This window comes from Pseudomonas sp. MH9.2 (assembly GCF_034353875.1).
Taxonomy (GTDB): domain Bacteria; phylum Pseudomonadota; class Gammaproteobacteria; order Pseudomonadales; family Pseudomonadaceae; genus Aquipseudomonas.
Genome location: NZ_CP133784.1, coordinates 4399097 through 4419346 on the forward strand (window position 1 = coordinate 4399097; position 20250 = coordinate 4419346).

The 20250-nt window shown below is 57.7% G+C and carries 19 protein-coding genes; 11 read left to right on the forward strand and 8 right to left on the reverse strand.

Annotated elements, in window-relative coordinates; translation table 11 throughout:
- Nucleotides 1-440 precede the first annotated feature (440 nt).
- The 4 genes from RHM55_RS20260 (at nt 441) to RHM55_RS20275 (ending at nt 4604) form a co-directional block, all read left to right on the forward strand.
- The gene (locus tag RHM55_RS20260; protein ID WP_322178025.1) at nt 441-1469 is read left to right on the forward strand and encodes an amino acid ABC transporter substrate-binding protein; all 1029 of its coding nucleotides are present in this window, start codon (nt 441-443) and stop codon (nt 1467-1469) included.
- 70 nt (nt 1470-1539) lie between these two features.
- Complete coding sequence (locus tag RHM55_RS20265) at nt 1540-2721, forward strand: amino acid ABC transporter permease (protein WP_322178026.1); 1182 nt, start codon at nt 1540-1542, stop codon at nt 2719-2721.
- A gap of 10 nt (nt 2722-2731) precedes the next feature.
- Nucleotides 2732-3829 (forward strand): amino acid ABC transporter permease, encoded by a 1098-nt coding sequence (locus tag RHM55_RS20270; protein ID WP_322178027.1) that lies wholly within the window; start codon nt 2732-2734, stop codon nt 3827-3829.
- Between the two features lie 10 nt (nt 3830-3839).
- Complete coding sequence (locus RHM55_RS20275; RefSeq protein ID WP_322178028.1) at nt 3840-4604, forward strand: amino acid ABC transporter ATP-binding protein; 765 nt, start codon at nt 3840-3842, stop codon at nt 4602-4604.
- A gap of 82 nt (nt 4605-4686) precedes the next feature.
- Here the strand turns inward: RHM55_RS20275 and RHM55_RS20280 are convergent, their stop codons facing one another.
- Nucleotides 4687-5262, reverse strand: a complete 576-nt coding sequence (locus tag RHM55_RS20280; protein ID WP_322178029.1) for a hypothetical protein — start codon at nt 5260-5262, stop codon at nt 4687-4689.
- A 330-nt stretch (nt 5263-5592) separates the two neighbouring features.
- On the opposite strand from RHM55_RS20280, the gene RHM55_RS20285 reads away from it, so the two are divergent.
- The 4 genes from RHM55_RS20285 (at nt 5593) to RHM55_RS20300 (ending at nt 8840) form a co-directional block, all read left to right on the forward strand.
- Nucleotides 5593-6870 carry a CynX/NimT family MFS transporter gene (locus RHM55_RS20285; RefSeq protein ID WP_322178030.1) on the forward strand — a complete coding sequence of 426 codons (1278 nt, stop codon included), beginning with the start codon at nt 5593-5595 and terminating at the stop codon, nt 6868-6870.
- A 110-nt stretch (nt 6871-6980) separates the two neighbouring features.
- Entirely contained in the window at nt 6981-7451 is a 471-nt protein-coding gene (locus RHM55_RS20290; protein ID WP_322183032.1) for a nuclear transport factor 2 family protein, read from the forward strand.
- A 51-nt stretch (nt 7452-7502) separates the two neighbouring features.
- Entirely contained in the window at nt 7503-7823 is a 321-nt protein-coding gene (locus tag RHM55_RS20295; RefSeq protein WP_407074564.1) for a GIY-YIG nuclease family protein, read from the forward strand.
- 84 nt (nt 7824-7907) lie between these two features.
- Complete coding sequence (locus RHM55_RS20300; RefSeq protein ID WP_322178032.1) at nt 7908-8840, forward strand: glutathione S-transferase family protein; 933 nt, start codon at nt 7908-7910, stop codon at nt 8838-8840.
- Nucleotides 8841-8878: 38 nt separating this feature from the next.
- Here the strand turns inward: RHM55_RS20300 and RHM55_RS20305 are convergent, their stop codons facing one another.
- Together RHM55_RS20305 and yejK are read right to left on the reverse strand one after the other, a co-directional pair.
- On the reverse strand, nt 8879-9229 hold the full coding sequence (locus RHM55_RS20305; protein ID WP_322178033.1) for a glutaredoxin family protein: 351 nt from the start codon (nt 9227-9229) through the stop codon (nt 8879-8881).
- Nucleotides 9230-9251: 22 nt separating this feature from the next.
- Entirely contained in the window at nt 9252-10253 is a 1002-nt protein-coding gene (gene yejK, locus RHM55_RS20310) for a nucleoid-associated protein YejK (protein ID WP_219060934.1), read from the reverse strand.
- Between the two features lie 416 nt (nt 10254-10669).
- Here yejK and RHM55_RS20315 point away from each other — a divergent pair, with 416 nt between their 5' ends.
- Nucleotides 10670-10951 (forward strand): HU family DNA-binding protein, encoded by a 282-nt coding sequence (locus tag RHM55_RS20315; RefSeq protein WP_219060935.1) that lies wholly within the window; start codon nt 10670-10672, stop codon nt 10949-10951.
- A 106-nt stretch (nt 10952-11057) separates the two neighbouring features.
- Here the strand turns inward: RHM55_RS20315 and rlmF are convergent, their stop codons facing one another.
- The 5 genes from rlmF to RHM55_RS20340 all read right to left on the reverse strand — a co-directional run bounded on the left by rlmF (nt 11058) and on the right by RHM55_RS20340 (nt 17656).
- A complete protein-coding gene (gene rlmF / locus RHM55_RS20320; RefSeq protein WP_322178034.1) occupies nt 11058-12059 on the reverse strand; it encodes a 23S rRNA (adenine(1618)-N(6))-methyltransferase RlmF in 1002 nt (333 codons plus the stop codon).
- A gap of 177 nt (nt 12060-12236) precedes the next feature.
- Nucleotides 12237-15083, reverse strand: coding sequence for a valine--tRNA ligase (locus tag RHM55_RS20325; RefSeq protein ID WP_219060937.1), 2847 nt, complete (start codon nt 15081-15083; stop codon nt 12237-12239).
- Nucleotides 15084-15244: 161 nt separating this feature from the next.
- Nucleotides 15245-15673, reverse strand: coding sequence for a DNA polymerase III subunit chi (locus tag RHM55_RS20330; protein WP_322178035.1), 429 nt, complete (start codon nt 15671-15673; stop codon nt 15245-15247).
- A 7-nt stretch (nt 15674-15680) separates the two neighbouring features.
- Nucleotides 15681-16109 (reverse strand): DNA polymerase III subunit chi, encoded by a 429-nt coding sequence (locus tag RHM55_RS20335; RefSeq protein ID WP_322178036.1) that lies wholly within the window; start codon nt 16107-16109, stop codon nt 15681-15683.
- A gap of 56 nt (nt 16110-16165) precedes the next feature.
- Entirely contained in the window at nt 16166-17656 is a 1491-nt protein-coding gene (locus RHM55_RS20340) for a leucyl aminopeptidase (protein WP_322178037.1), read from the reverse strand.
- A 339-nt stretch (nt 17657-17995) separates the two neighbouring features.
- On the opposite strand from RHM55_RS20340, the gene lptF reads away from it, so the two are divergent.
- Together lptF and lptG are read left to right on the forward strand one after the other, a co-directional pair.
- Nucleotides 17996-19117, forward strand: coding sequence for an LPS export ABC transporter permease LptF (lptF, locus tag RHM55_RS20345; protein ID WP_322178038.1), 1122 nt, complete (start codon nt 17996-17998; stop codon nt 19115-19117).
- Complete coding sequence (gene lptG, locus RHM55_RS20350) at nt 19110-20171, forward strand: LPS export ABC transporter permease LptG (RefSeq protein WP_322178039.1); 1062 nt, start codon at nt 19110-19112, stop codon at nt 20169-20171. Before lptF ends, lptG begins: the two co-directional genes overlap by 8 nt.
- The last annotated feature ends 79 nt before the right edge of the window (nt 20172-20250 follow it).

A 20250-nucleotide genomic window follows, 5' to 3' on the forward strand; every position in this document is an offset into this window, starting at 1 on the left:
TTAGTACAGGGCGCATTCAAAAAATAGGTTTGGACGATGTCGCAAGGTTACAAGTTTTGCCGTTGATGTGTCGCTAATTCGACATTGCCAGCATGCTGGTACGGGCTTTGCTATACAACCTTCGGAGTGAATGCGCTCACCCCGGACGGTAACACTATCAGGCGACTGATGGCCGCGGGGGAGCTTGTAACCCATGTATCAATATTCTGCGTACGGTTCGTTCTGTACCGGACTGGTCCAGCGGACATCATGGGGGCTTCAGTCCATTCGGCCGATTGACGGGCTGCGGGTCGGTGGTGTCGGGTAGATCTCGCGCCAGACTCGTGGTCCAGGTCTTACGTTGCGTGACCCAAAAATAAGCCAGCACGGGTCATTAACGCCTCACAAGGGTGCGACGGGACTCAAGCTCCTACACAACAAAGAGCAAACTGGAGGTTTGAATGAAGATGTTGAAATCCACCCTGGCTGTACTGACGGCGGCAGCGGTTCTCGGTGTTAGCAGTTTTGCTCACGCAGGCGCGACCCTCGACGCCATTCACAAAAAGGGTTTTGTTCAGTGCGGTGTCAGTGATGGCCTGCCAGGTTTTTCGGTTCCAGACTCGACAGGCAAGATCCTGGGTATCGACGCTGACGTTTGTCGCGCTGTCGCTGCTGCTGTCTTTGGTGACGCTACCAAGGTCAAGTTCAGTCAGTTGAACGCCAAAGAGCGCTTCACTGCGCTGCAATCGGGCGAAATCGACGTGCTGTCGCGTAACACCACCTGGACCAGTTCCCGTGACGCGGGCATGGGCCTGGTGTTTGCCGGCGTGACGTACTACGACGGCGTTGGCTTTCTGGTAAACAAAAAGCTGGGTGTTAAAAGCGCCAAGGAACTGGATGGCGCGACCATCTGTATCCAGGCCGGTACTACGACTGAGCTGAACGTTTCCGACTTCTTCCGCGCCAACAAGCTTAAGTACACCCCGATCACGTTCGACACCTCTGACGAAAGCGCCAAGTCGCTGGAAAGCGGTCGTTGTGATGTGCTGACCTCCGACAAATCGCAGCTGTTCGCACAGCGTAGCAAACTGGCGAGCCCAGACGATTACGTGGTAATGCCTGAGACCATCTCCAAGGAGCCACTGGGCCCTGTCGTGCGTAAGGGCGACGAAGACTGGTTCTCCATCGTCAAGTGGACCCTGTTCGCCATGGTTAACGCTGAGGAAATGGGCGTTACGTCGAAAAACGTTGTAGAAGAAGCTAAAGCCAGCAAAAACCCGGACGTTGCTCGCTTGCTCGGTACTGACGGTGAATACGGTAAAGACCTGAAACTGCCGAAAGACTGGGTCGTACAGATCGTTAAACAGGTCGGTAACTACGGCGAAGTCTTTGAGAGGAACCTCGGACAAAGCACTCCGCTGAAGATCGACCGTGGTCTGAACGCGCTGTGGAACAACGGCGGCATTCAATACGCACCTCCAGTGCGCTGATAGGCCCTGCGCTCGGTAACCTTTAACCGTTACCGAGCGTTGTTCTGTTCCAATCTTCATGGGGCACTTCATGCAAAATCAAATCGGCGCACCAAAGCAGAGGTTTTCCCTCAGCGATCCTAAAGTGCGTGCGTGGCTATTCCAGATCATCACGATTGGCGTGGTGATCTTCATGGGTTGGTATCTGTTCGATAACACCCAGACAAACCTTCAGCATCGCGGTATCACGTCCGGGTTCGGCTTCCTTGATCGGAGCGCCGGTTTTGGCATCGCTCAACATTTGATCGATTACACCGAATCCGACACGTATGCACGGGTGTTCGTTATCGGTCTGCTGAACACTTTGCTGGTGACGGTCATTGGTGTCGTGCTGGCGACGCTGCTGGGCTTCATCGTTGGCGTTGCCCGGTTGTCACCTAACTGGATGATCAGCAAGCTAGCCACGGTTTACGTCGAGGTTTTCCGTAATATCCCGCCATTGCTGCAAATTCTGTTTTGGTACTTCGCCGTCTTCCTGACCATGCCGGGTCCGCGCGGCAGCCATAGCATTGGCGGTATGTTCTTTTTCAGTAATCGCGGCTTGAACATGCCGGGCGCGACCCTGACCGACGCTTTCTGGCCGTTTCTGGGCAGCGTGGTGGTGGCCGTCGTCGCCGTCATTCTGATGGTCCGCTGGGCCAACAAACGCTTCGAAGCCACCGGCGTGCCTTTCCACAAGTTCTGGGCTGGCCTGGTCTTGATGGTGGTGATTCCGGCGCTGTGCGTTCTGATATCGGGCAATCCGCTGCACTGGGAAATGCCGGAGCTCAAAGGCTTCAACTTTGTCGGCGGCTGGGTAATGATCCCGGAACTGCTGGCCCTGACCATCGCCTTGACCGTGTACACAGCGGCGTTTATCGCCGAAATCGTGCGTTCCGGGATCAAGTCGGTGAGCCACGGTCAGACCGAGGCGGCGCGCTCGTTGGGCCTGCGCCCTGGCCCGACCCTGCGCAAGGTCATCATCCCGCAAGCCCTGCGGGTGATCATTCCACCGCTGACCAGCCAATACCTGAACCTGGCGAAGAACTCTTCGCTGGCAGCCGGTATCGGTTACCCGGAAATGGTTTCGTTGTTTGCTGGCACGGTGCTCAATCAGACCGGTCAGGCTATCGAGGTGATTGCGATCACCATGAGCGTTTACCTGGCGATCAGTATCAGCATTTCGCTGCTGATGAACTGGTACAACAAGCGCATTGCGCTGATCGAACGGTGAGGAAAAGCGCATGACAACCCATACTTTCAAACCCGACATGCCACCCCCCACGCTAAGCGTGGGTGTCGTGGCGTGGATGCGGGCCAACCTGTTCTCCAGTTGGCTCAATACCCTGCTGACGCTGTTTGCTTTCTACCTGGTCTGGTTGATCGTTCCGCCTTTATTGGGATGGACGATTTTCGATGCCAACTGGGTCGGTACCACCCGCGCCGACTGCACCAAGGCCGGTGCATGCTGGGTGTTCATCGAGCAACGTTTCGGCCAGTTCATGTACGGCTACTACCCCGTCGAACTGCGCTGGCGCATCGACCTGACCGTGTTGTTGGCGGTTATCGGTGCCGCGCCCTTGTTTGTCTCGAAGTTCCCACGCAAGGCCGTTTACGGGCTGTGCTTTCTGGTGATCTACCCGACTGTGGCGTACTTCCTGATGCACGGCGGCACTTTCGGCCTGGCCAACGTGGCGACCAGCCAATGGGGCGGCTTGATGCTGACCCTGGTCATCGCCACCGTAGGCATCGCCGGCGCTCTGCCACTGGGTATTGTGCTGGCCTTGGGTCGACGTTCGAAAATGCCGGCGATTCGTGTGGTCTGCGTGACGTTCATCGAGTTCTGGCGCGGCGTTCCGTTGATTACCGTGCTGTTCATGTCCTCGGTGATGTTGCCGTTGTTCCTGCCCGAAGGCATGAGCTTCGACAAGTTGCTACGGGCCTTGATCGGGGTGATCCTGTTCCAGTCGGCCTATGTGGCTGAAGTGGTGCGCGGTGGTTTGCAGGCCATCCCCAAAGGTCAGTACGAAGCGGCCGCTGCCATGGGCCTGGGTTACTGGCGCAGCATGGGTCTGGTGATTCTGCCGCAAGCGTTGAAACTGGTGATTCCGGGCATCGTGAACACCTTTATTGCCCTGTTCAAGGACACCAGTCTGGTGATCATCATTGGCTTGTTCGACCTGCTCAACAGCGTCAAGCAAGCCGCCGCCGACCCGAAATGGCTCGGTATGGCCACCGAAGGCTATGTCTTCGCGGCCCTGGTGTTCTGGATCTTCTGTTTCGGCATGTCCCGCTACTCCATGCATTTGGAGCGTAAGTTGGACACAGGCCACAAGCGTTAGGAGTTTTGTGATGAGTGAAGCAATCAAACAGCCTCTGGGCGCTGAAGGCATGATCCAGATGCAGGGCGTGCACAAGTGGTACGGCCAGTTCCACGTGTTGAAAGACATCAACCTGAACGTCCGGCAGGGCGAGCGTATCGTGTTATGCGGACCTTCGGGTTCGGGCAAGTCGACCACGATCCGCTGTATCAACCGTCTGGAAGAGCACCAGCAGGGTCGCATCATTGTCGACGGCACTGAACTGACCAACGATCTCAAGCAGATTGAAGCGATCCGGCGTGAAGTGGGCATGGTGTTCCAGCATTTCAATCTGTTCCCGCACCTGACCATCTTGCAAAACTGCACGTTGGCGCCGATGTGGGTGCGCAAGATGCCTAAGCGCAAGGCTGAAGAAATCGCCATGCATTACCTGGAGCGGGTGCGGATTCCAGAGCAGGCGCACAAATACCCTGGCCAGCTTTCCGGTGGTCAGCAGCAGCGTGTGGCGATTGCTCGTGCCCTGTGCATGAAGCCGAAAATCATGCTGTTCGATGAGCCGACCTCGGCCCTCGATCCAGAAATGGTCAAGGAAGTGCTCGACACCATGGTCAGCCTCGCAGAAGACGGCATGACCATGCTCTGCGTAACCCACGAAATGGGCTTTGCCCGCACCGTGGCAAACCGGGTGATCTTCATGGACAAGGGTGAAATCGTCGAAGAGGCCGCGCCAAACGACTTCTTCGACAACCCGCAAAGCGACCGCACCAAGTTGTTCCTGAGCCAGATTCTGCATTGATTTGGTGACAGGCAGCATAAAGAAACCCGGGCTTTGGTCCGGGTTTTTTATGGCTGTTGCATTTCCCCAAGGAGCGTGTCGATTACAGAATCCCAAGGTCCCTCATGCCCATGAGAGTAATGACACTGAAACCCCACAAGCAAAGCCCCAGCAGCATCCACGCGTAGTTAAGCAGCGTAAATCTGGCATTGCTCTCACCCCGTGAATCATCCTCCAGATAATTGATGGCCCGTTGCGCGCCGATCAGCAGGTAGGTCTCGGCACATAGCAAGACCAGGGACACCGCCGCGCTCAGCCCGAAGCCGGCAAGCAGACCCTGGCCCATCCCAATCAAGGTCAACCCTATCAGAGCAATAGCACGAAATTTGGGAAACCAGGCCAAATGACGACCGGAATGTTCAATGCCTTGATTGATACGCTGAAAAAGCACATACACAAAAAATATATTAAATAATCCTCTGGCACCTGGCCAAATACTGGCACCCGTCGAGTCCTTATAAATCTTCCAGTTTTTATATGACCAGTAAACATAATAAAGCCCGGACGTCATGATGAACATTATGGCTAGCTTTGTTATCGATACGACGAAAAAAGCCGACTCGTCCTCTTGAGTGACTTCCAGTGCGGACTGCGGCGTAGCATAGGGATTGGCAGACATCGAACCTCCTTGGCGTGTTTAGCGCGATAATTAGCGCCACGTTTAATAACACCCTGCCAGACCCATGGAAGCCGGCCATTTCCGTTATCTATGTAAGAAACTTCCGCGTAGACCGGACCCAGACCATCGTAGGAGACAGACTTGTCTGCGAAGGCCACGGGGAGGTATGTAGGACGTTTCTGAGTTTCATATATTTATGCGCGATGGCGGTATATCTGACACGCCGCGTTAAGGGATTCGAAGGCAAGCCCACAGATTGACCAACCTTGTGTTCTCTGTCGTTCTCCAACAGGATGCCCGGTCTGATCCAGAACCTGACCAGAGAATCAAATGACGACTAAGGCGCCTCAGGCGAGCACAGGCCCCCGTGACATCAATGAACTGCTGATCGATGCCGAAGCTGACGATGAGCAGGTGCAGCAACATAATCCGGTACTAATACGTCCCTGGCTGTTGTTACTGGGGCTGGTATTGGTCGCCTTGAACCTGCGTCCGGCGTTGTCGAGCATGGCGCCGATGCTCAGCGACGTCTCGAAAAGCCTGGGCCTGTCGGCGGCTAAAGCCGGATTACTGACTACGTTGCCCGTGCTGTGTCTGGGATTGTTCGCGCCGCTGGCGCCGATTCTGGCGCGGCGTTTTGGCAGCGAGCGGGTGGTATTGGGCATTTTGCTGACGCTGGCGGGCGGGATCATTCTGCGCAGTTCATTCGGTGAAACGGGGCTGTTTGCAGGCAGTATTCTGGCCGGGGCGAGCATCGGCATCATCGGTGTGTTGCTGCCGGGGATCGTTAAACGGGATTTCGCCAAACAGGCCGGGACCATGACGGGCGTCTACACCATGGCCTTGTGTCTGGGCGCAGCGATGGCTGCCGGCTCGACCGTTCCGTTAAGCCAGTATTTCGACAACAGTTGGGCGACGGGCCTTGGTTTCTGGATCATTCCAGCAATGCTCGCGGCTGTGTTCTGGTTACCCCAGACACGTCAGGAGCATGGTCTGCACCGAGTCGCCTACCGTGTGCGTGGATTGCTGCGTGATCGACTGGCATGGCAAGTCACCCTTTATATGGGCCTGCAATCATCGCTGGCATACATCGTGTTTGGTTGGTTGCCATCGATTCTGATCAGCCGTGGTCTGTCCCCGACCCAAGCGGGTCTGGTGTTGTCCGGTTCGATCATGGTGCAACTGATCAGTGCCCTGACTGCGCCTTGGCTGGCGACACGCGGGAAGGACCAGCGGCTGGCGATTTTGGTGGTGATGCTGCTGACGCTCGGCGGTTTGTTCGGTTGCCTCTATGGGCCGCTCGACGGTCTGTGGGGTTGGGCAATTGTTTTGGGCCTGGGGCAGGGCGGGACCTTCAGCCTTGCGCTGACCCTGATCGTGTTGCGCTCGCGGGATTCACATGTCGCGGCCAACCTGTCGAGCATGGCTCAAGGCTTCGGTTATACCCTCGCTTCCCTGGGGCCGTTCGCGGTGGGTATCGTTCATGACTTGACCGGTGGCTGGAATGCCGTTGGCTGGATTTTCGCTGTTGTCGGTCTGGCCGCGATCGTTTTCGGGCTGGGCGCCGGGCGTGCGTTGTACGTACAGGTCCACAGCGAGAAAGTCTGAGCGACGGTATTCTCGTCGCGAATGCAGATAGTCAGGGCATGGGTTGCAGGCTATCGTGCAGGCATCTTTCGTGAGCCATGGAACCGGACTGTATGAGCGAAGCAACACGCCTGAGTGATGCCAACAACGCAGTGATCACGGAGTTTTACCAAGCGTTCAACCGGCTGGACGCGGAGGCTATGAGCGCCTGCTACACCGAGGACGTTCTGTTCAGTGATCCGGTGTTTGGCGAGCTGCGCGGACGGCAGGCCGGTGACATGTGGCGCATGCTGACCTCGCGGGCCAAAGACTTTTCCGTGGTCTTCGATAACCTCCGTGCGGACGAGCGTACCGGCGGCGCACATTGGGTCGCGACTTACCTGTTCAGTCAGACGGGCAATACGGTGGTCAATGATATCCAGGCGCGCTTCGTGTTTCGCGACGGCAAGATCTGCGAACACCACGACCATTTCGACCTGTGGCGCTGGTCGCGTCAGGCCTTGGGCACCAAAGGCTTGTTGTTGGGCTGGACGCCGTTTGTGCAGAACGCGATTCGGGCTCAGGCGCAGAAAGGCCTGAAAGCTTTCCAGGCCGGGCGCTGACGCTCTGCTAAGATCGTTCACTTGCTCTAACTGCCTGCGTTCATGACCACCATGCAAGAAGCTTCCCTGACACCGGCCGACGATGCGCTGGTGACGATCAATGCCAGCAAGCCCTGGTTCGTCTATCTGGTGCGTGCAGCCAACGGTTCGTTGTACTGCGGCATCAGTGATGATCCCCAGCGCCGTTTTGCCGCCCATCAAAGCGGCAAGGGTGCGCGGTTCTTCTATTCCAGCCCGGCGGTCGCGCTGGTCTACACCGAAGCCTGCTGTGATAAGCGTGAAGCCTTGCGTCAGGAACGCTTGATCAAGCAACTGAAAAAAAGCGCCAAGGAAGCCTTGGTGTTGAGTGCAGTTGTTAATCCATCGGCGTGATGAGCGGTTATCAAGCTGACCGGGTAGGCTCGCAGGACTCAGGCAGGTAAGCTGCTGACTTTCCATCTGAAGGGCGGACCGAACATGACAGAGCTGATCCTGCACCATTACCCAGCCTCGCCGTTTTCCGAAAAGGCCCGTTTGATCCTGGGCTTCAAAGGGCTGTCGTGGCGCTCGGTGATGATTTCACCCGTCATGCCCAAACCTGACCTGACCGCATTGACCGGGGGGTATCGCAAGACGCCGGTGCTGCAAGTGGGGGCCGATATCTATTGCGACACGGCCTTGATGGCTCGCCGTCTGGAACAGCAGAAAGCCTCACCCACGTTTTTCCCCGAAGGCCAGGAATTCACCGTGGCAAGTTTCGCTGCCTGGTCCGATTCGATCATGTTCCAGCATGCCGTGAGCCTGGTGTTCCAGCCAGAATCTATCGCCCTGCGTTTTGCCAAAGCACCGCCGGAGGCGGTCAAAGCCTTCATCGCCGACCGTACCGAGTTGTTCAGTGGCGGCACCGCATCACGCCTGACGCTGGAGCAGGCAAAGCATCAATGGCCGACCCTGATATCCCGGCTGGAGCTGCAACTGGAGCTCAATGGTGACTTCCTGTTCGGTGAGGCCTCCATTGCCGACTTCTCCCTGGCCCACACCCTGTGGTTTCTCAAGCAGACCCCCGTCACCGCACCGTTTGTCGATGCCTACCCGGCGGTGTCGATGTGGTTGAATCGAGTGTTGGGTTTCGGTCACGGTGCGTTCAGCGACATGAGTGCCACAGACGCTTTGGAGATCGCTCGCAACGCTACGCCTGCAGCGCTGCCGGACGAGGTCTTTGAGGACCCGAACGGCTTCACCCCTGGCCAGAAAGTGGCCATCTCCGCCGTCGACTACGGCGTCGATCCGGTGGAAGGCGAGTTAGTCTTTGCGGGTCGTGAAGAGCTGATTCTGCGTCGCGAGGACGAGCGCGCGGGTGTGGTGCATGTGCACTTTCCGCGCTTTGGATTTCGGATCGAGGCGCGCTGAGCTGAGGGGCCTGCGCCTGCTTTCGGGCACGGCTGACATCATTTCAGCGCTGCCAGGATCGCTTCCGGGCTGAATCCCCTGATCAACGTACCGTTCACGTCGATCAGCGGGATGCCGCGTCCACCCAGGGCTTCATAGGCCTTGCGCCCTTCGGCTGACTTCTCGATATCAAACTCTTTGTACGGGATGCCTTTGCTGTCGAGAAAACGTCGGGTCTTTTTGCAGTAGCCGCACCAGTCGGTGGCGTACAGCACGACGTTGGCCTGCGCTTGACGTTGGGTCGCGACTGTCGAGGACGGCGAGAACAGGTGCTCGATCTTGCCCCAGTTCTGGTAAGCCACAACCACCAGCATGATCAGCAGAAACTTTTTCAGCGTGCGCGTCAGCATCTGCCAGATCCCTGTTTAACCATCACCGGCGCTTCAACTGGTCAGTGAGTTGGGTGGGCAGACCTTTGATGATCAAGGTGCCAGCCTCTTCGTCGTACTCGATCTTGTCGCCCAGCAAATGGGCTTCGAAACTGATCGATAGGCCCTCTGCGCGGCCGGTGAAGCGACGGAACTGATTCAGGGTGCGCTTATCCGCCGGGATCTCCGGAGACAGGCCGTAGTCCTTGTTGCGGATGTGCTCATAGAATGCGCGTGGACGCTCTTCGTCGATCAGCCCTGAAAGCACTTCCAGGCCCATCGGCTCGCCGATCTTGCTTTGGCTGCTGGCGTAGTCGACCAGCGTCTTGGTTTTCTCGCGGGCGGACTCTTCCGGCAGATCTTCGCTCTCCACGAAGTCGCTGAAGGCCTTGAGCAGGGTGCGGGTTTCGCCGGGGCCATCGACACCTTCCTGGCAGCCGATGAAGTCACGGAAGTATTCCGAAACCTTTTTCCCGTTCTTACCCTTGATGAAGGAAATGTACTGCTTGGACTGCTTGTTGTTCTGCCACTCGGAAATATTCACCCGTGCGGCCAGGTGCAATTGGCCCAGGTCCAGATGGCGCGACGGCGTCACGTCCAGTTCGGCATTCACCGCCACGCCTTCACTGTGGTGCAACAGGGCGATGGCCAGGTAGTCGGTCATGCCTTGTTGGTAGTGGGCGAACAAAACGTGACCACCGACCGAGAGGTTGGATTCTTCCATCAGCTTCTGCAGGTGCTCGACGGCAACCCGACTGAATGCGGTGAAATCCTTGCCGCCTTCCAGATATTCCTTCAACCAGCCGCTGAAAGGGTGCGCGCCGGATTCGGCATGGAAAAAGCCCCAGGCTTTGCCTTGTTTCGCGTTATAGCTCTCGTTGAGGTCGGCGAGCATGTGCTCGATGGCCTGGGACTCAGCGAGTTCGGAGTCGCGCGCATGCAGGACTGCTGGCGTACCGTCGGGTTTTTTGTCGATCAGGTGGACGATGCAATGACGGATCGGCATGGGCTTCTCGGCTGGGGTAAACAGATGATGAAGAGCTGCGTTGGAGCCCGCGCTCAATTCAAGGTCGGGCAGTGTAACGCACCTTGGGCACTGCCAGAACGCCTCGCAAGACACGGGTTTTGGCCTGAATCAGACGTTTGCCCTGTATTTTTCATGCTCTAACGCTCTAAAGCTGACCAAATGGGTAGGTAGGTGCGGATATTTGAGCGTCTCTGTGCTAGTTTTGCCCGGTCTTGCGCACTTGAAGGGCGCTAAGCATGCAGTTTGTAAGCGTCAGGTCGAACCAAAGCCCGGTTTCAGTATCTACATTTCGCGATTAATCGTGGCTGCTACTGGAGGGCCGGATTCATTGTCTGGCCCCGGGCCGATGCCGCATTCTGCAATCCACATGAATTTGATAGGGAAGGAACACCACCATGGCTCTGACTAAAGACCAATTGATCGCCGATATCGCTGAAGCTATCGACGCGCCAAAAACCACCGCGCGTAATGCTCTTGAGCAATTGGGCCAAATTGTTGCTGACCAACTGGAAAATGGCGCTGAAATCACTTTGCCTGGCATTGGTAAATTGAAAGTGACCGAGCGTCCAGCTCGCACTGGCCGTAACCCGTCGACGGGCGCTGCCATTGAAATCGCTGCCAAAAAAGTGATCAAGTTCGTACCTGCTAAAGGGTTGACCGATTCGGTTAACAAGTAAGCTGACGCGGCCTTAAGGGCCGTTTTACTTGCTGTAAAAAAGCCGTGCTCCGGATCACTCCGGGCACGGCTTTTTCAGGCCTGCGGTAAACCCATCCAGCATGAACTCAGCTTTTGGCCGATGCCCAGCGCTCTAGGCGCCATGCTTGCTGCTGTGCTTTATCGAGGAAAGTCCAGGCAACGAAGCGGCTCTGCTTCTGGCCTTGGGACATTTCCACCACGTGGCTTTCCACAACTCCGGCTTTTTTCAGCGTGCTTTGAATCGAGGCCAGATTGGAGGCTTTCGACACCAGCGTACTGAACCAGAATACTTGCCGCGGTACTTGCTTGCTCTCATTGATCAGTTGCGTCACGAAGCCAATTTCGCCGCCTTCGCACCACAATTCCTGCGACTGCCCACCAAAGTTCAAGACCGGCAATTTGCGCTTGGGGTCAGCCTTGCCGAGGGCGCGCCATTTGCGTTGACTGCCGCGTTGCGCTTCGTCGATTGAGGCGTGGAACGGCGGGTTGCACACGCTCAGGTCGAAACGTTCGTCGCTGCGCAGCAGATCCAGAAGGATATGCGAGCGATTGCTTTGCAGGCGCAGGCTGATGGCTTTGCTCAGGCCATTGGACTTGACGATGGCAGTAGCGGCCGCAACAGCAGTCGGATCGATTTCCGAGCCGAGGAACTGCCAGCCATAGTCGCTGTGACCGATCAACGGATAGACGCAGTTGGCGCCCATGCCGATATCCAGCGCACGAATCGACGCCCCGCGCGGGATAACGCCGTCGTTGCTGCTGGCCAACAGGTCAGCGATGAAGTGCAAGTAATCGGCACGCCCTGGAATCGGCGGGCAAAGATAGTCCGCCGGGATATCCCAGTGGGCAACGCCATAATAGGACTTGAGCAAGGCCCGGTTGAACACCCGCACGGCAGTCGGGTTGGCGAAGTCGATGCTTTCCTTGCCATAGGGATTGATGACCACGAATTCGGCCAGTTCCGGGCTGCTTTTGATCAACTGCGCAAAGTCGTAACGGCCTTGATGGCGGTTACGGGGATGCAGGGTCGCTTTTTCACGGGGCTCGGCGGGTTTGCTGGGTGCTTTAGGTGTGCGTGGAGCTGTCATGAGGAGTCAATTCTGTGGAGTGTAGGCGTAGCCCTGTAGGAGCTGCCGAAGGCTGCGATAAGGTTGAAACAACCTTCGCTTATTTAAGGTCACGACCGCTTCGCAGTCGATCGCAGCCTTCGGCAGCTCCTACAGGGTGCCACTGGCTCGCTTGCGAGCCAGTCTTACTTGTCGCCCTTACAAACTGGCGATCCGTGCGTGTTGCTCAGCCAGCTTGCCCAAAGCCTGTTCGGCTTCGGCCATTTTGGCGCGTTCTTTGGCGATGACTTCAGGTGGAGCCTTGTCGACGAAGGCGGCGTTGGACAGCTTGCCTCCGACGCGTTGCACTTCACCTTGCAGGCGCAGGATTTCCTTGTCCAGGCGCGCCAGCTCGGCGGCTTTGTCGATCAAGCCGGCCATCGGCACCAGCACTTCCATCTCGCCCACCAGCGCTGTGGCAGACAGCGGCGCTTCAACGCCCTCAGCCAACACGGTGATGGATTCGAGCTTGGCCAGTTTTTTCAACAGGTAGTCGTTTTCGGTCAGGCGACGCTGATCTTCGGCGCTGACGTTCTTGAGGAACAATTGCAGCGGCTTGCCTGGGCCGATGTTCATTTCCCCGCGAATGTTGCGGGTGCCGAGCATCAGGCCCTTGAGCCACTCGATATCGTCTTCGGCGGCCTGATCGATGCGTGCTTCGTTGGCCACTGGCCACGGTTGCAGCATGATCGTCTTGCCGCTCACGCCAGCCAGTGGCGCCAGGCGCTGCCAGATCTCTTCGGTGATGAAGGGCATGAACGGGTGAGCCAGACGCAAAGCGACTTCCAGTACCCGTACCAGCGTACGGCGGGTGCCGCGCTGACGCTCGACCGGTGCGGTTTCGTCCCACAATACCGGCTTGGACAGTTCCAGGTACCAGTCGCAATACTGGTTCCAGATGAACTCATACAATGCCTGTGCCGCGAGGTCGAAGCGGAACTGGTCGAGGTGTCGGGTCACTTCGCTTTCAGTGCGTTGCAGCTGGGAGATGATCCAGCGATCCGCCAGCGACAGCTCTACCGCTTCGCCGTTCTGGCCGCAGTCTTCACCCTTGTCCAGAACGTAGCGTGCGGCGTTCCAGATCTTGTTGCAGAAGTTGCGATAGCCTTCGACGCGGCCCATGTCGAACTTGATGTCGCGGCCGGTGGAGGCCAGCGAGCAGAACGTAAAGCGCAGGGCGTCGGTGCCATAGCTGGCGATACCGTCGGCGAACTCCTCACGGGTCTGCTTTTCGATTTTCTTCAGCAGTTTCGGCTGCATCAGCCCGGTGGTGCGCTTGGCGACCAGGTCTTCGAGTTCGATGCCGTCGATGATGTCCAGTGGGTCAAGGACGTTGCCCTTGGACTTGGACATCTTTTGACCCTGGCCGTCGCGTACCAGACCATGCACGTACACGGTCTTGAACGGAACCTGCGGCGTGCCGTCTTCGTTCTTCACCAAATGCATGGTCAGCATGATCATCCGGGCGACCCAGAAGAAAATGATGTCGAAGCCGGTAACCAGCACGTCGGTGGAGTGGAAGGTCTTGAGTGCTTCGGTTTTTTCCGGCCAACCCAAGGTCGAAAAGGTCCAAAGCCCGGAGCTGAACCATGTGTCGAGAACGTCGTTGTCCTGTTGCAGGGCGATGTCCGGGCCCAGGTTGTGCTTGGCGCGCACTTCGGCTTCGTCGCGGCCGACATAGACTTTGCCGGACTCGTCGTACCAGGCCGGGATGCGGTGGCCCCACCAGAGTTGACGGCTGATGCACCAGTCCTGGATGTCACGCATCCACGAGAAGTACATGTTTTCGTACTGCTTGGGCACGAAGGCGATGCGGCCATCTTCCACGGCGGCGATGGCCGGTTCGGCCAACGGCTTGGTGGAGACGTACCACTGATCGGTCAGCCACGGTTCGATAATGGTCCCGGAGCGGTCGCCCTTGGGCACTTTCAGCGCGTGGTCATCGACACTGACCAGCAAACCCATTTCATCGAGGGCGGCGACGATCTGCTTGCGCGCTTCGAAACGGTCGAGACCGGCGTAGGCTGCGGGCAGAGTGCCATCCACTTGATCGTTGAGTGTGCCGTCGATGTTGAACACCTGCGCGACAGGTAGCACGGCGGCGTTCTTGTCGAAGATGTTCAGCAGCGGCAGATTATGGCGCTTGCCGACTTCATAGTCGTTGAAGTCGTGGGCTGGTGTGATCTTCACGCAGCCGGTGCCGAATTCAGGATCGCAGTAATCATCAGCGATGATCGGGATACGACGGCCCACTAGTGGCAGTTCGACGAATTTGCCGATCAGGGCTTTATAGCGCTCGTCTTCCGGGTTAACCGCTACAGCGGCGTCGCCCAGCATGGTTTCCGGGCGCGTGGTGGCTACGACCAGATAATCCAGGCCGTCAGCGGTTTGAGCGCCGTCAGCCAGTGGATAACGCAGGTTCCACAGGTGACCTTTCTCGTCGTGGTTTTCCACTTCCAGATCGGAGATCGCCGTGTGCAGCTTGGTGTCCCAGTTGACCAGACGCTTGCCGCGATAGATCAAGCCGTCTTCATGCAGGCGCACGAAGGCTTCTTTGACGGCATCGGACAGGCCGTCGTCCATGGTGAAACGCTCGCGGTTCCAGTCCACGGATGAACCCAGACGGCGGATCTGCCGGCTGATGTTGCCACCTGACTGATCCTTCCATTCCCAGATTTTTTCGAGGAATTTTTCACGGCCGAGGTCGTGACGGCTCAGACCTTGAGCTTCGATCTGGCGCTCTACCAGCATCTGCGTGGCGATACCGGCGTGGTCGGTACCCGGCTGCCACAGGGTGTTGCGACCCTGCATGCGGCGGAAACGGATCAGGGCGTCCATGATCGCGTTATTGAAGCCGTGACCCATGTGCAGGCTGCCGGTGACGTTCGGCGGCGGGATCATGATGGTGTATGCGTCACCCGTGCCTTGCGGAGCGAAATAGTTCTCGGACTCCCAGGTTTGGTACCAGGAAGTTTCAATAGCGTGCGGCTGGTAGGTCTTATCCATGCGCGGCGGGACCCTAATAGGCATTAATTCAGGAAAGCCGACAAGTATAACGGGGATGAACAGCGGGGCGTAGAGCGAGGCGATCACCAGCGGGATAAAAATGCCGGATCATGGAATGTGCAGGCGCGGGCAAGCCCGCTCCTGCAGGGGTAAGCAGTTGCTCAACCTTGATATTGACTCAGCAACCGTTCCATCCGCGCATCAAGGCGGCGTTTGATTTCGGTTTCTATGTGCGGGGCGAAGTCGTCGATAACATCTTGCATGATCAATTGCGCAGCGGCGCGCAATTCGCTTTCCAGGTGCAACAGGCGATCTGGATTGGCGCTGACGGGTTCGGGTTGTGTCGCCGGAGGTTCTGGCGTCAGGGTTGGAATGTCCGCCTCGTCGGCATCGGAGTCGGTGTCATCCGTGTCGGTGTGTGCAGTCGCCTGAGCGCCCACCACGTTGAACAGTAACGGAATCTGTACGTCGCTGGCGACCGAGTCGGTCAGCAACGGCGGTTGCAAGGAGTCATCGCCGAGTAATTGGCGGATCGACTCAAGGTCATCCAGTAGATGTGCGGAGTCTTTCAGGGGTTTTTGAGTATCCATCGTGTGCTCAGAGACGCTGTAATCGGTGATCTTGCAGAGGATAGCCCTGTTCACGATAGAAGCGGAAGCTCTCTCGTGCGGCCTGACGAATCGCAGGGTCTTCTACCACGACTTCCGCCACGCGGGCAAAACGCTTGAAAAAATCGGGGATGCGCAGGTCCAGATTGACCAGCAGATCCTGATGGTGCCCAGAGTCATCGCCCAAGCCTAAAACGACGGGTGCGTCCTGATCGTCTTCCGCAGCGCCATGGGGCACGAAGCTTTCGCCCTTGAAGCGCCACAGCCGGGCGTCGAGATCGTCGCGCTGGGCGGCATCGCTGCAATGGATGTACACCCGGTGGCCCAGGCGCCAGGCTTTTTCGCTGAGTTTGCAGGCGAAGTCCAGGCGTGCCAGCGGGTCAGCGCTGGGCAGGATATAAAAGTCGACTTGAGTCATGTCAGCTCCAGAGCGCAGGGCGTATCAGCCAAACGGCCGATACGCCCTTAAGCGTTTTATACGCCAGCGCGGTCGAGCAGGTATTGAGTCAGCAGCGGAACCGGGCGGCCAGTGGCGCCTTTTTCTTTACCGCCGCTCAGCCATGCAGTGCCCGCGATGTCCAAGTGGGCCCAGTTATAGGCTTTGGCAAAGCGTGACAGGAAACAGCCTGCGGTGATCGAGCCGCCTTTAGGGCCGCCAATGTTAGCAATGTCGGCGAACGGGCTGTCAAGTTGCTCTTGGTACTCCTCGAACAATGGCAATTGCCATGCGCGGTCGTCGGCCTTCTTGCCAGCGTCGAGCAGTTGTCCGATCAGCGCATCGTTGTTGCCCATCAGCCCGGAGGTGTGGCCGCCCAATGCGACGATGCAGGCGCCGGTCAGGGTGGCGATATCGATCACAGCTTGTGGGTTGAAGCGTTCGGCGTAGGTCAGGGTGTCGCACAGCACCAGACGGCCTTCGGCGTCGGTGTTGAGGATCTCGACGGTCTGACCGCTCATGGTGCTGACAATATCGCCCGGACGAGTGGCGTTGCCGCCTGGCATGTTCTCGGCGCAAGCCAGCAGGCACACCAGATTGATTGGCAGTTTCAGCTCAAGCACGGCGCGCAGGGTGCCGAATACACTGGCGGCACCGCACATGTCGTACTTCATTTCGTCCATGCCTGCGGCAGGCTTGATGCTGATGCCGCCGGTGTCGAAGGTGACGCCCTTGCCGACCAGAACATGCGGCTGGTCGCTCTTCTTGCCGCCCTGATAATTCATCACGATCAGGCGGGGCGGTTGTTCGCTGCCCTGAGCCACGGCCAGGAAAGCGCCCATGCCCAGTTCCTTGAGCTTCTTCTCGTCGAGGATGTCGACTTTGAGATGCTTGTGTTCCTTGCCCAACGCTTTCGCTTCTTCGGCCAGGTAGCTTGGGTGGCAGACGTTGGGCGGCAGATTGCCCAGGTCGCGGGTAAAGGCCATGCCTGTGGCGATGGCGGCGGCGTGAGTTGCGGCACGCTCGGTGTCAGCCAGTGCTGCCTTGCTGGTCAGCAAGGTGATTTTTTTCAGGGCGCGGGGCTCGGCTTTCTGGCTTTTGAAACGGTCGAACACATATTCGCCATCAGCCAGGGTCTCTACCAGCAGGCGCACTTTGCCGTAGGTGTCGCGACTCTTGACCGCAAGATCGCCGAGGGCAATGACCGCATCGCTGCCGCCCAGGCCTTTAAGCACGTTTAGCGCGCCGGTGACGACTTTGCGGAACTGACGATCAGACAATTCAGTTTCTTTGCCCACGCCGACCAACAGCACGCGTTCGGCTTTGAGGTTGGGCAGAGTGTGCAGCAACAGGCTTTGGCCGACTTTACCAGGCAGGTCGCCACGTTTGAGCGCCGCAGTAATCGCGCCGCCGCTGAGGGTATCGAGCTTTGTTGCTGCGTCGCTGAGGGTGCGGTCTTCAGTGACGGCGACCACCAGCGTAGCGGTTTTCAAAGTTTCTGGACTAACGCTCTTTACAACAAATTCCATGTCGGGGTCCCCGAATAAACTGTGAGTTTTCGTAGAATAAGTGACATGCGCGGCCACAGAGAGGTATCTCGAATCTGTGGCGCCTGCTACAAGGCCCGCAGTTTGACCCTGACGCACGGACCCTGACAACCCTTCGCGCGATACGTTTACATGCAGTCCTGACGTTGTCGTATCGAGCGTATCAACCTTCTATAGAGAAGGCGCAGTGACAGGGACCCTCAATCACAGGATAATGCCGCATATTTTTTAGGCGGGTCGCTTCTGCGAGCCGGTTACCACTGTGGCTGATTCGCTTTCTTTGTTTGGCCGCCTGCGCCTGACAACCCTGGAGTGTCTGGTTTGATTGTCTTTCGTTATCTGTCCCGAGAAGTGCTGGTTACCTTGAGCGCGGTCAGCGCCGTGTTGTTGGTAATCATCATGAGCGGACGCTTCATCAAATACCTGGCTCAAGCCGCATCGGGAGCCCTTGACCCCGGTGTGCTGTTCTTGATCATCGGCTTTCGTCTGCCTGGCTTCTTGCAACTGATCCTGCCGCTGGCCTTGTTTCTGGGCATTCTGCTGGCATACGGTCGGCTTTATCTGGAAAGCGAGATGACTGTCCTGGCCGCCACCGGCATGAGCCAGCAGCGTTTGCTGTGGATCACCATGGCGCCAGCGACCGTGGTTGCGCTGCTGGTCACCTGGCTGAGCCTGGGGTTGGCGCCGCAAGGCGCAGCGCAGGTTTCTATGATCGTCAATCAACAAGACGCATTGACTGAGTTCGATACGCTGGTACCTGGCCGCTTCCAGGAGCTGCGCGACGGTTCGCGGATTACTTACACAGAAACGCTTTCAGACGACCGCGCTCGTCTGGGTGGGGTATTCATCTCCGAGAAACGCCCGACCCAGAATGGGGCCAAGGATCAAGGGATCTCCGTTCTGGTCGCCGAGAAGGGGCATCAGGAGGTCAGGGCTGATGGTAGTCGCTACCTGATTCTGGAGAATGGTTACCGTTATGACGGCAACCCCGGTGAGGCCAACTACCGCGCCATCAAATACGATACCTATGGCGCCCTGTTGCCAAAACCCGCGATCAGCGAGGAAATTACCGACCGCGAGTCGATTCCGACCCGTGATTTGTTCGGCAGCGACAACCCTCGCTACAAGGCTGAGTTGCAGTGGCGGCTCGCCCTGCCGGTCCTTGTGTTTATCGTGACATTGATGGCGGTGCCGCTGGCCAAGGCCAACCCGCGTCAAGGGCGTTTCCTCAAGCTGCTTCCGGCGATCCTTCTGTACATGGCGTACCTGACCATTTTGATTGCCGCTCGCGGTGCGCTGGAGCGGGGCAAAATCCCAATGGTTCTGGGCCTGTGGTGGGTGCATGCGTTGTTTCTGGGCATTGGCCTGTTATTGCTGTACTGGGAACCTCTGCGGTTGAAAATGGCGAGCCGCCGCACGGCGCAGGAGGTGGCCCGTGGTTAAAATCGACCGCTATATTGGCAAGAGTGTTCTAGTCGCGATCCTTGGCGTGCTCGGGGTCATTTTGGGGCTGGCTTCGCTGTTTGCTTTCATTGATGAAATAAAAGACATCAGCAACACCTACACCTTGGCCGATATTACTTCCTTCGTATTGCTGACTGCGCCGCGACGTGTCTACGACATGTTGCCGATGGCTGCACTGATCGGTTGTCTGGTTGGCCTTGGCAGTCTGGCCAGCAGCAGTGAACTGACCATCATGCGCGCAGCGGGTGTGTCCATCGGGCGTATCGTCTGGGCGGTAATGAAGCCGATGCTGGTACTGATGGTCGCTGGCTTGCTGGTGGGCGAATATGTCGCACCGCCCGCTGAGGACCTGGCTCAGTCCAACCGAGCCCTGGCCCAAGGCAGCGACGAATCGCAAAGCGGCAGGTACGGGGTGTGGCACCGTCAGGGCGAAGAGTTCATTCATATCAATACCGTACAACCCGATGGGGTGCTGTACGGCGTGACTCGCTATCGTTTCGACGATCAGCGGCACATGCAGTCCGCAAGCTTCTCGAAGAAGGCGAAGTTCGAGAATGATTCATGGATGCTGGAAGACGTGACCACGACGCTTTTCCATGCTGACAGCACCGAAGTCGTCAAAAGCCCGAATGATCGTTGGGACGCGTCCCTCAGCCCACTATTGCTCAGCACGCTGGTCTTGCCGCCGGACTCGCTGTCGATCACTGGCTTGTGGAGTTACGCACATTATCTTGCGGATCAGGGCTTGAACAATGGCCGTTACTGGTTGGCGTTCTGGACCAAAGTCCTGCAGCCGCTGGTCACAATGGCGCTGGTGTTGATGGCGATCTCGTTCATCTTCGGCCCGTTGCGCTCGGTGACCCTGGGTCAACGGGTGTTCACCGGGGTGCTGGTCGGCTTCACCTTCCGCATTGCCCAGGACCTGCTTGGGCCGTCTAGTCTGGTGTTCGGATTTTCGCCGCTGTTCGCGGTGCTGGTGCCTTCCGGGATCTGTGCCGTGGCTGGGGTCTGGCTGCTACGCCGGGCGGGCTAGAAAAAAGACAGACAAAAAAGCCGACGTCGAGTCGGCTTTTTTACAGGGTGCGCCAGGCATGCGCGTTGCGCGTAAGCAG

Coding starts and splice junctions, on each gene's coding strand:
- RHM55_RS20260 (WP_322178025.1), top strand. CDS start 441: ATGAAGATGTTGAAATCCACCCTGGCTGTACTGACGGCGGCAGCGGTT.
- RHM55_RS20265 (WP_322178026.1), top strand. CDS start 1,540: ATGCAAAATCAAATCGGCGCACCAAAGCAGAGGTTTTCCCTCAGCGAT.
- RHM55_RS20270 (WP_322178027.1), top strand. CDS start 2,732: ATGACAACCCATACTTTCAAACCCGACATGCCACCCCCCACGCTAAGC.
- RHM55_RS20275 (WP_322178028.1), top strand. CDS start 3,840: ATGAGTGAAGCAATCAAACAGCCTCTGGGCGCTGAAGGCATGATCCAG.
- RHM55_RS20280 (WP_322178029.1), bottom strand. CDS start 5,262: ATGTCTGCCAATCCCTATGCTACGCCGCAGTCCGCACTGGAAGTCACT.
- RHM55_RS20285 (WP_322178030.1), top strand. CDS start 5,593: ATGACGACTAAGGCGCCTCAGGCGAGCACAGGCCCCCGTGACATCAAT.
- RHM55_RS20295 (WP_407074564.1), top strand. CDS start 7,503: ATGCAAGAAGCTTCCCTGACACCGGCCGACGATGCGCTGGTGACGATC.
- RHM55_RS20300 (WP_322178032.1), top strand. CDS start 7,908: ATGACAGAGCTGATCCTGCACCATTACCCAGCCTCGCCGTTTTCCGAA.
- RHM55_RS20305 (WP_322178033.1), bottom strand. CDS start 9,229: ATGCTGACGCGCACGCTGAAAAAGTTTCTGCTGATCATGCTGGTGGTT.
- yejK (WP_219060934.1), bottom strand. CDS start 10,253: ATGCCGATCCGTCATTGCATCGTCCACCTGATCGACAAAAAACCCGAC.
- RHM55_RS20315 (WP_219060935.1), top strand. CDS start 10,670: ATGGCTCTGACTAAAGACCAATTGATCGCCGATATCGCTGAAGCTATC.
- rlmF (WP_322178034.1), bottom strand. CDS start 12,059: ATGACAGCTCCACGCACACCTAAAGCACCCAGCAAACCCGCCGAGCCC.
- RHM55_RS20325 (WP_219060937.1), bottom strand. CDS start 15,083: ATGGATAAGACCTACCAGCCGCACGCTATTGAAACTTCCTGGTACCAA.
- RHM55_RS20330 (WP_322178035.1), bottom strand. CDS start 15,673: ATGGATACTCAAAAACCCCTGAAAGACTCCGCACATCTACTGGATGAC.
- RHM55_RS20335 (WP_322178036.1), bottom strand. CDS start 16,109: ATGACTCAAGTCGACTTTTATATCCTGCCCAGCGCTGACCCGCTGGCA.
- RHM55_RS20340 (WP_322178037.1), bottom strand. CDS start 17,656: ATGGAATTTGTTGTAAAGAGCGTTAGTCCAGAAACTTTGAAAACCGCT.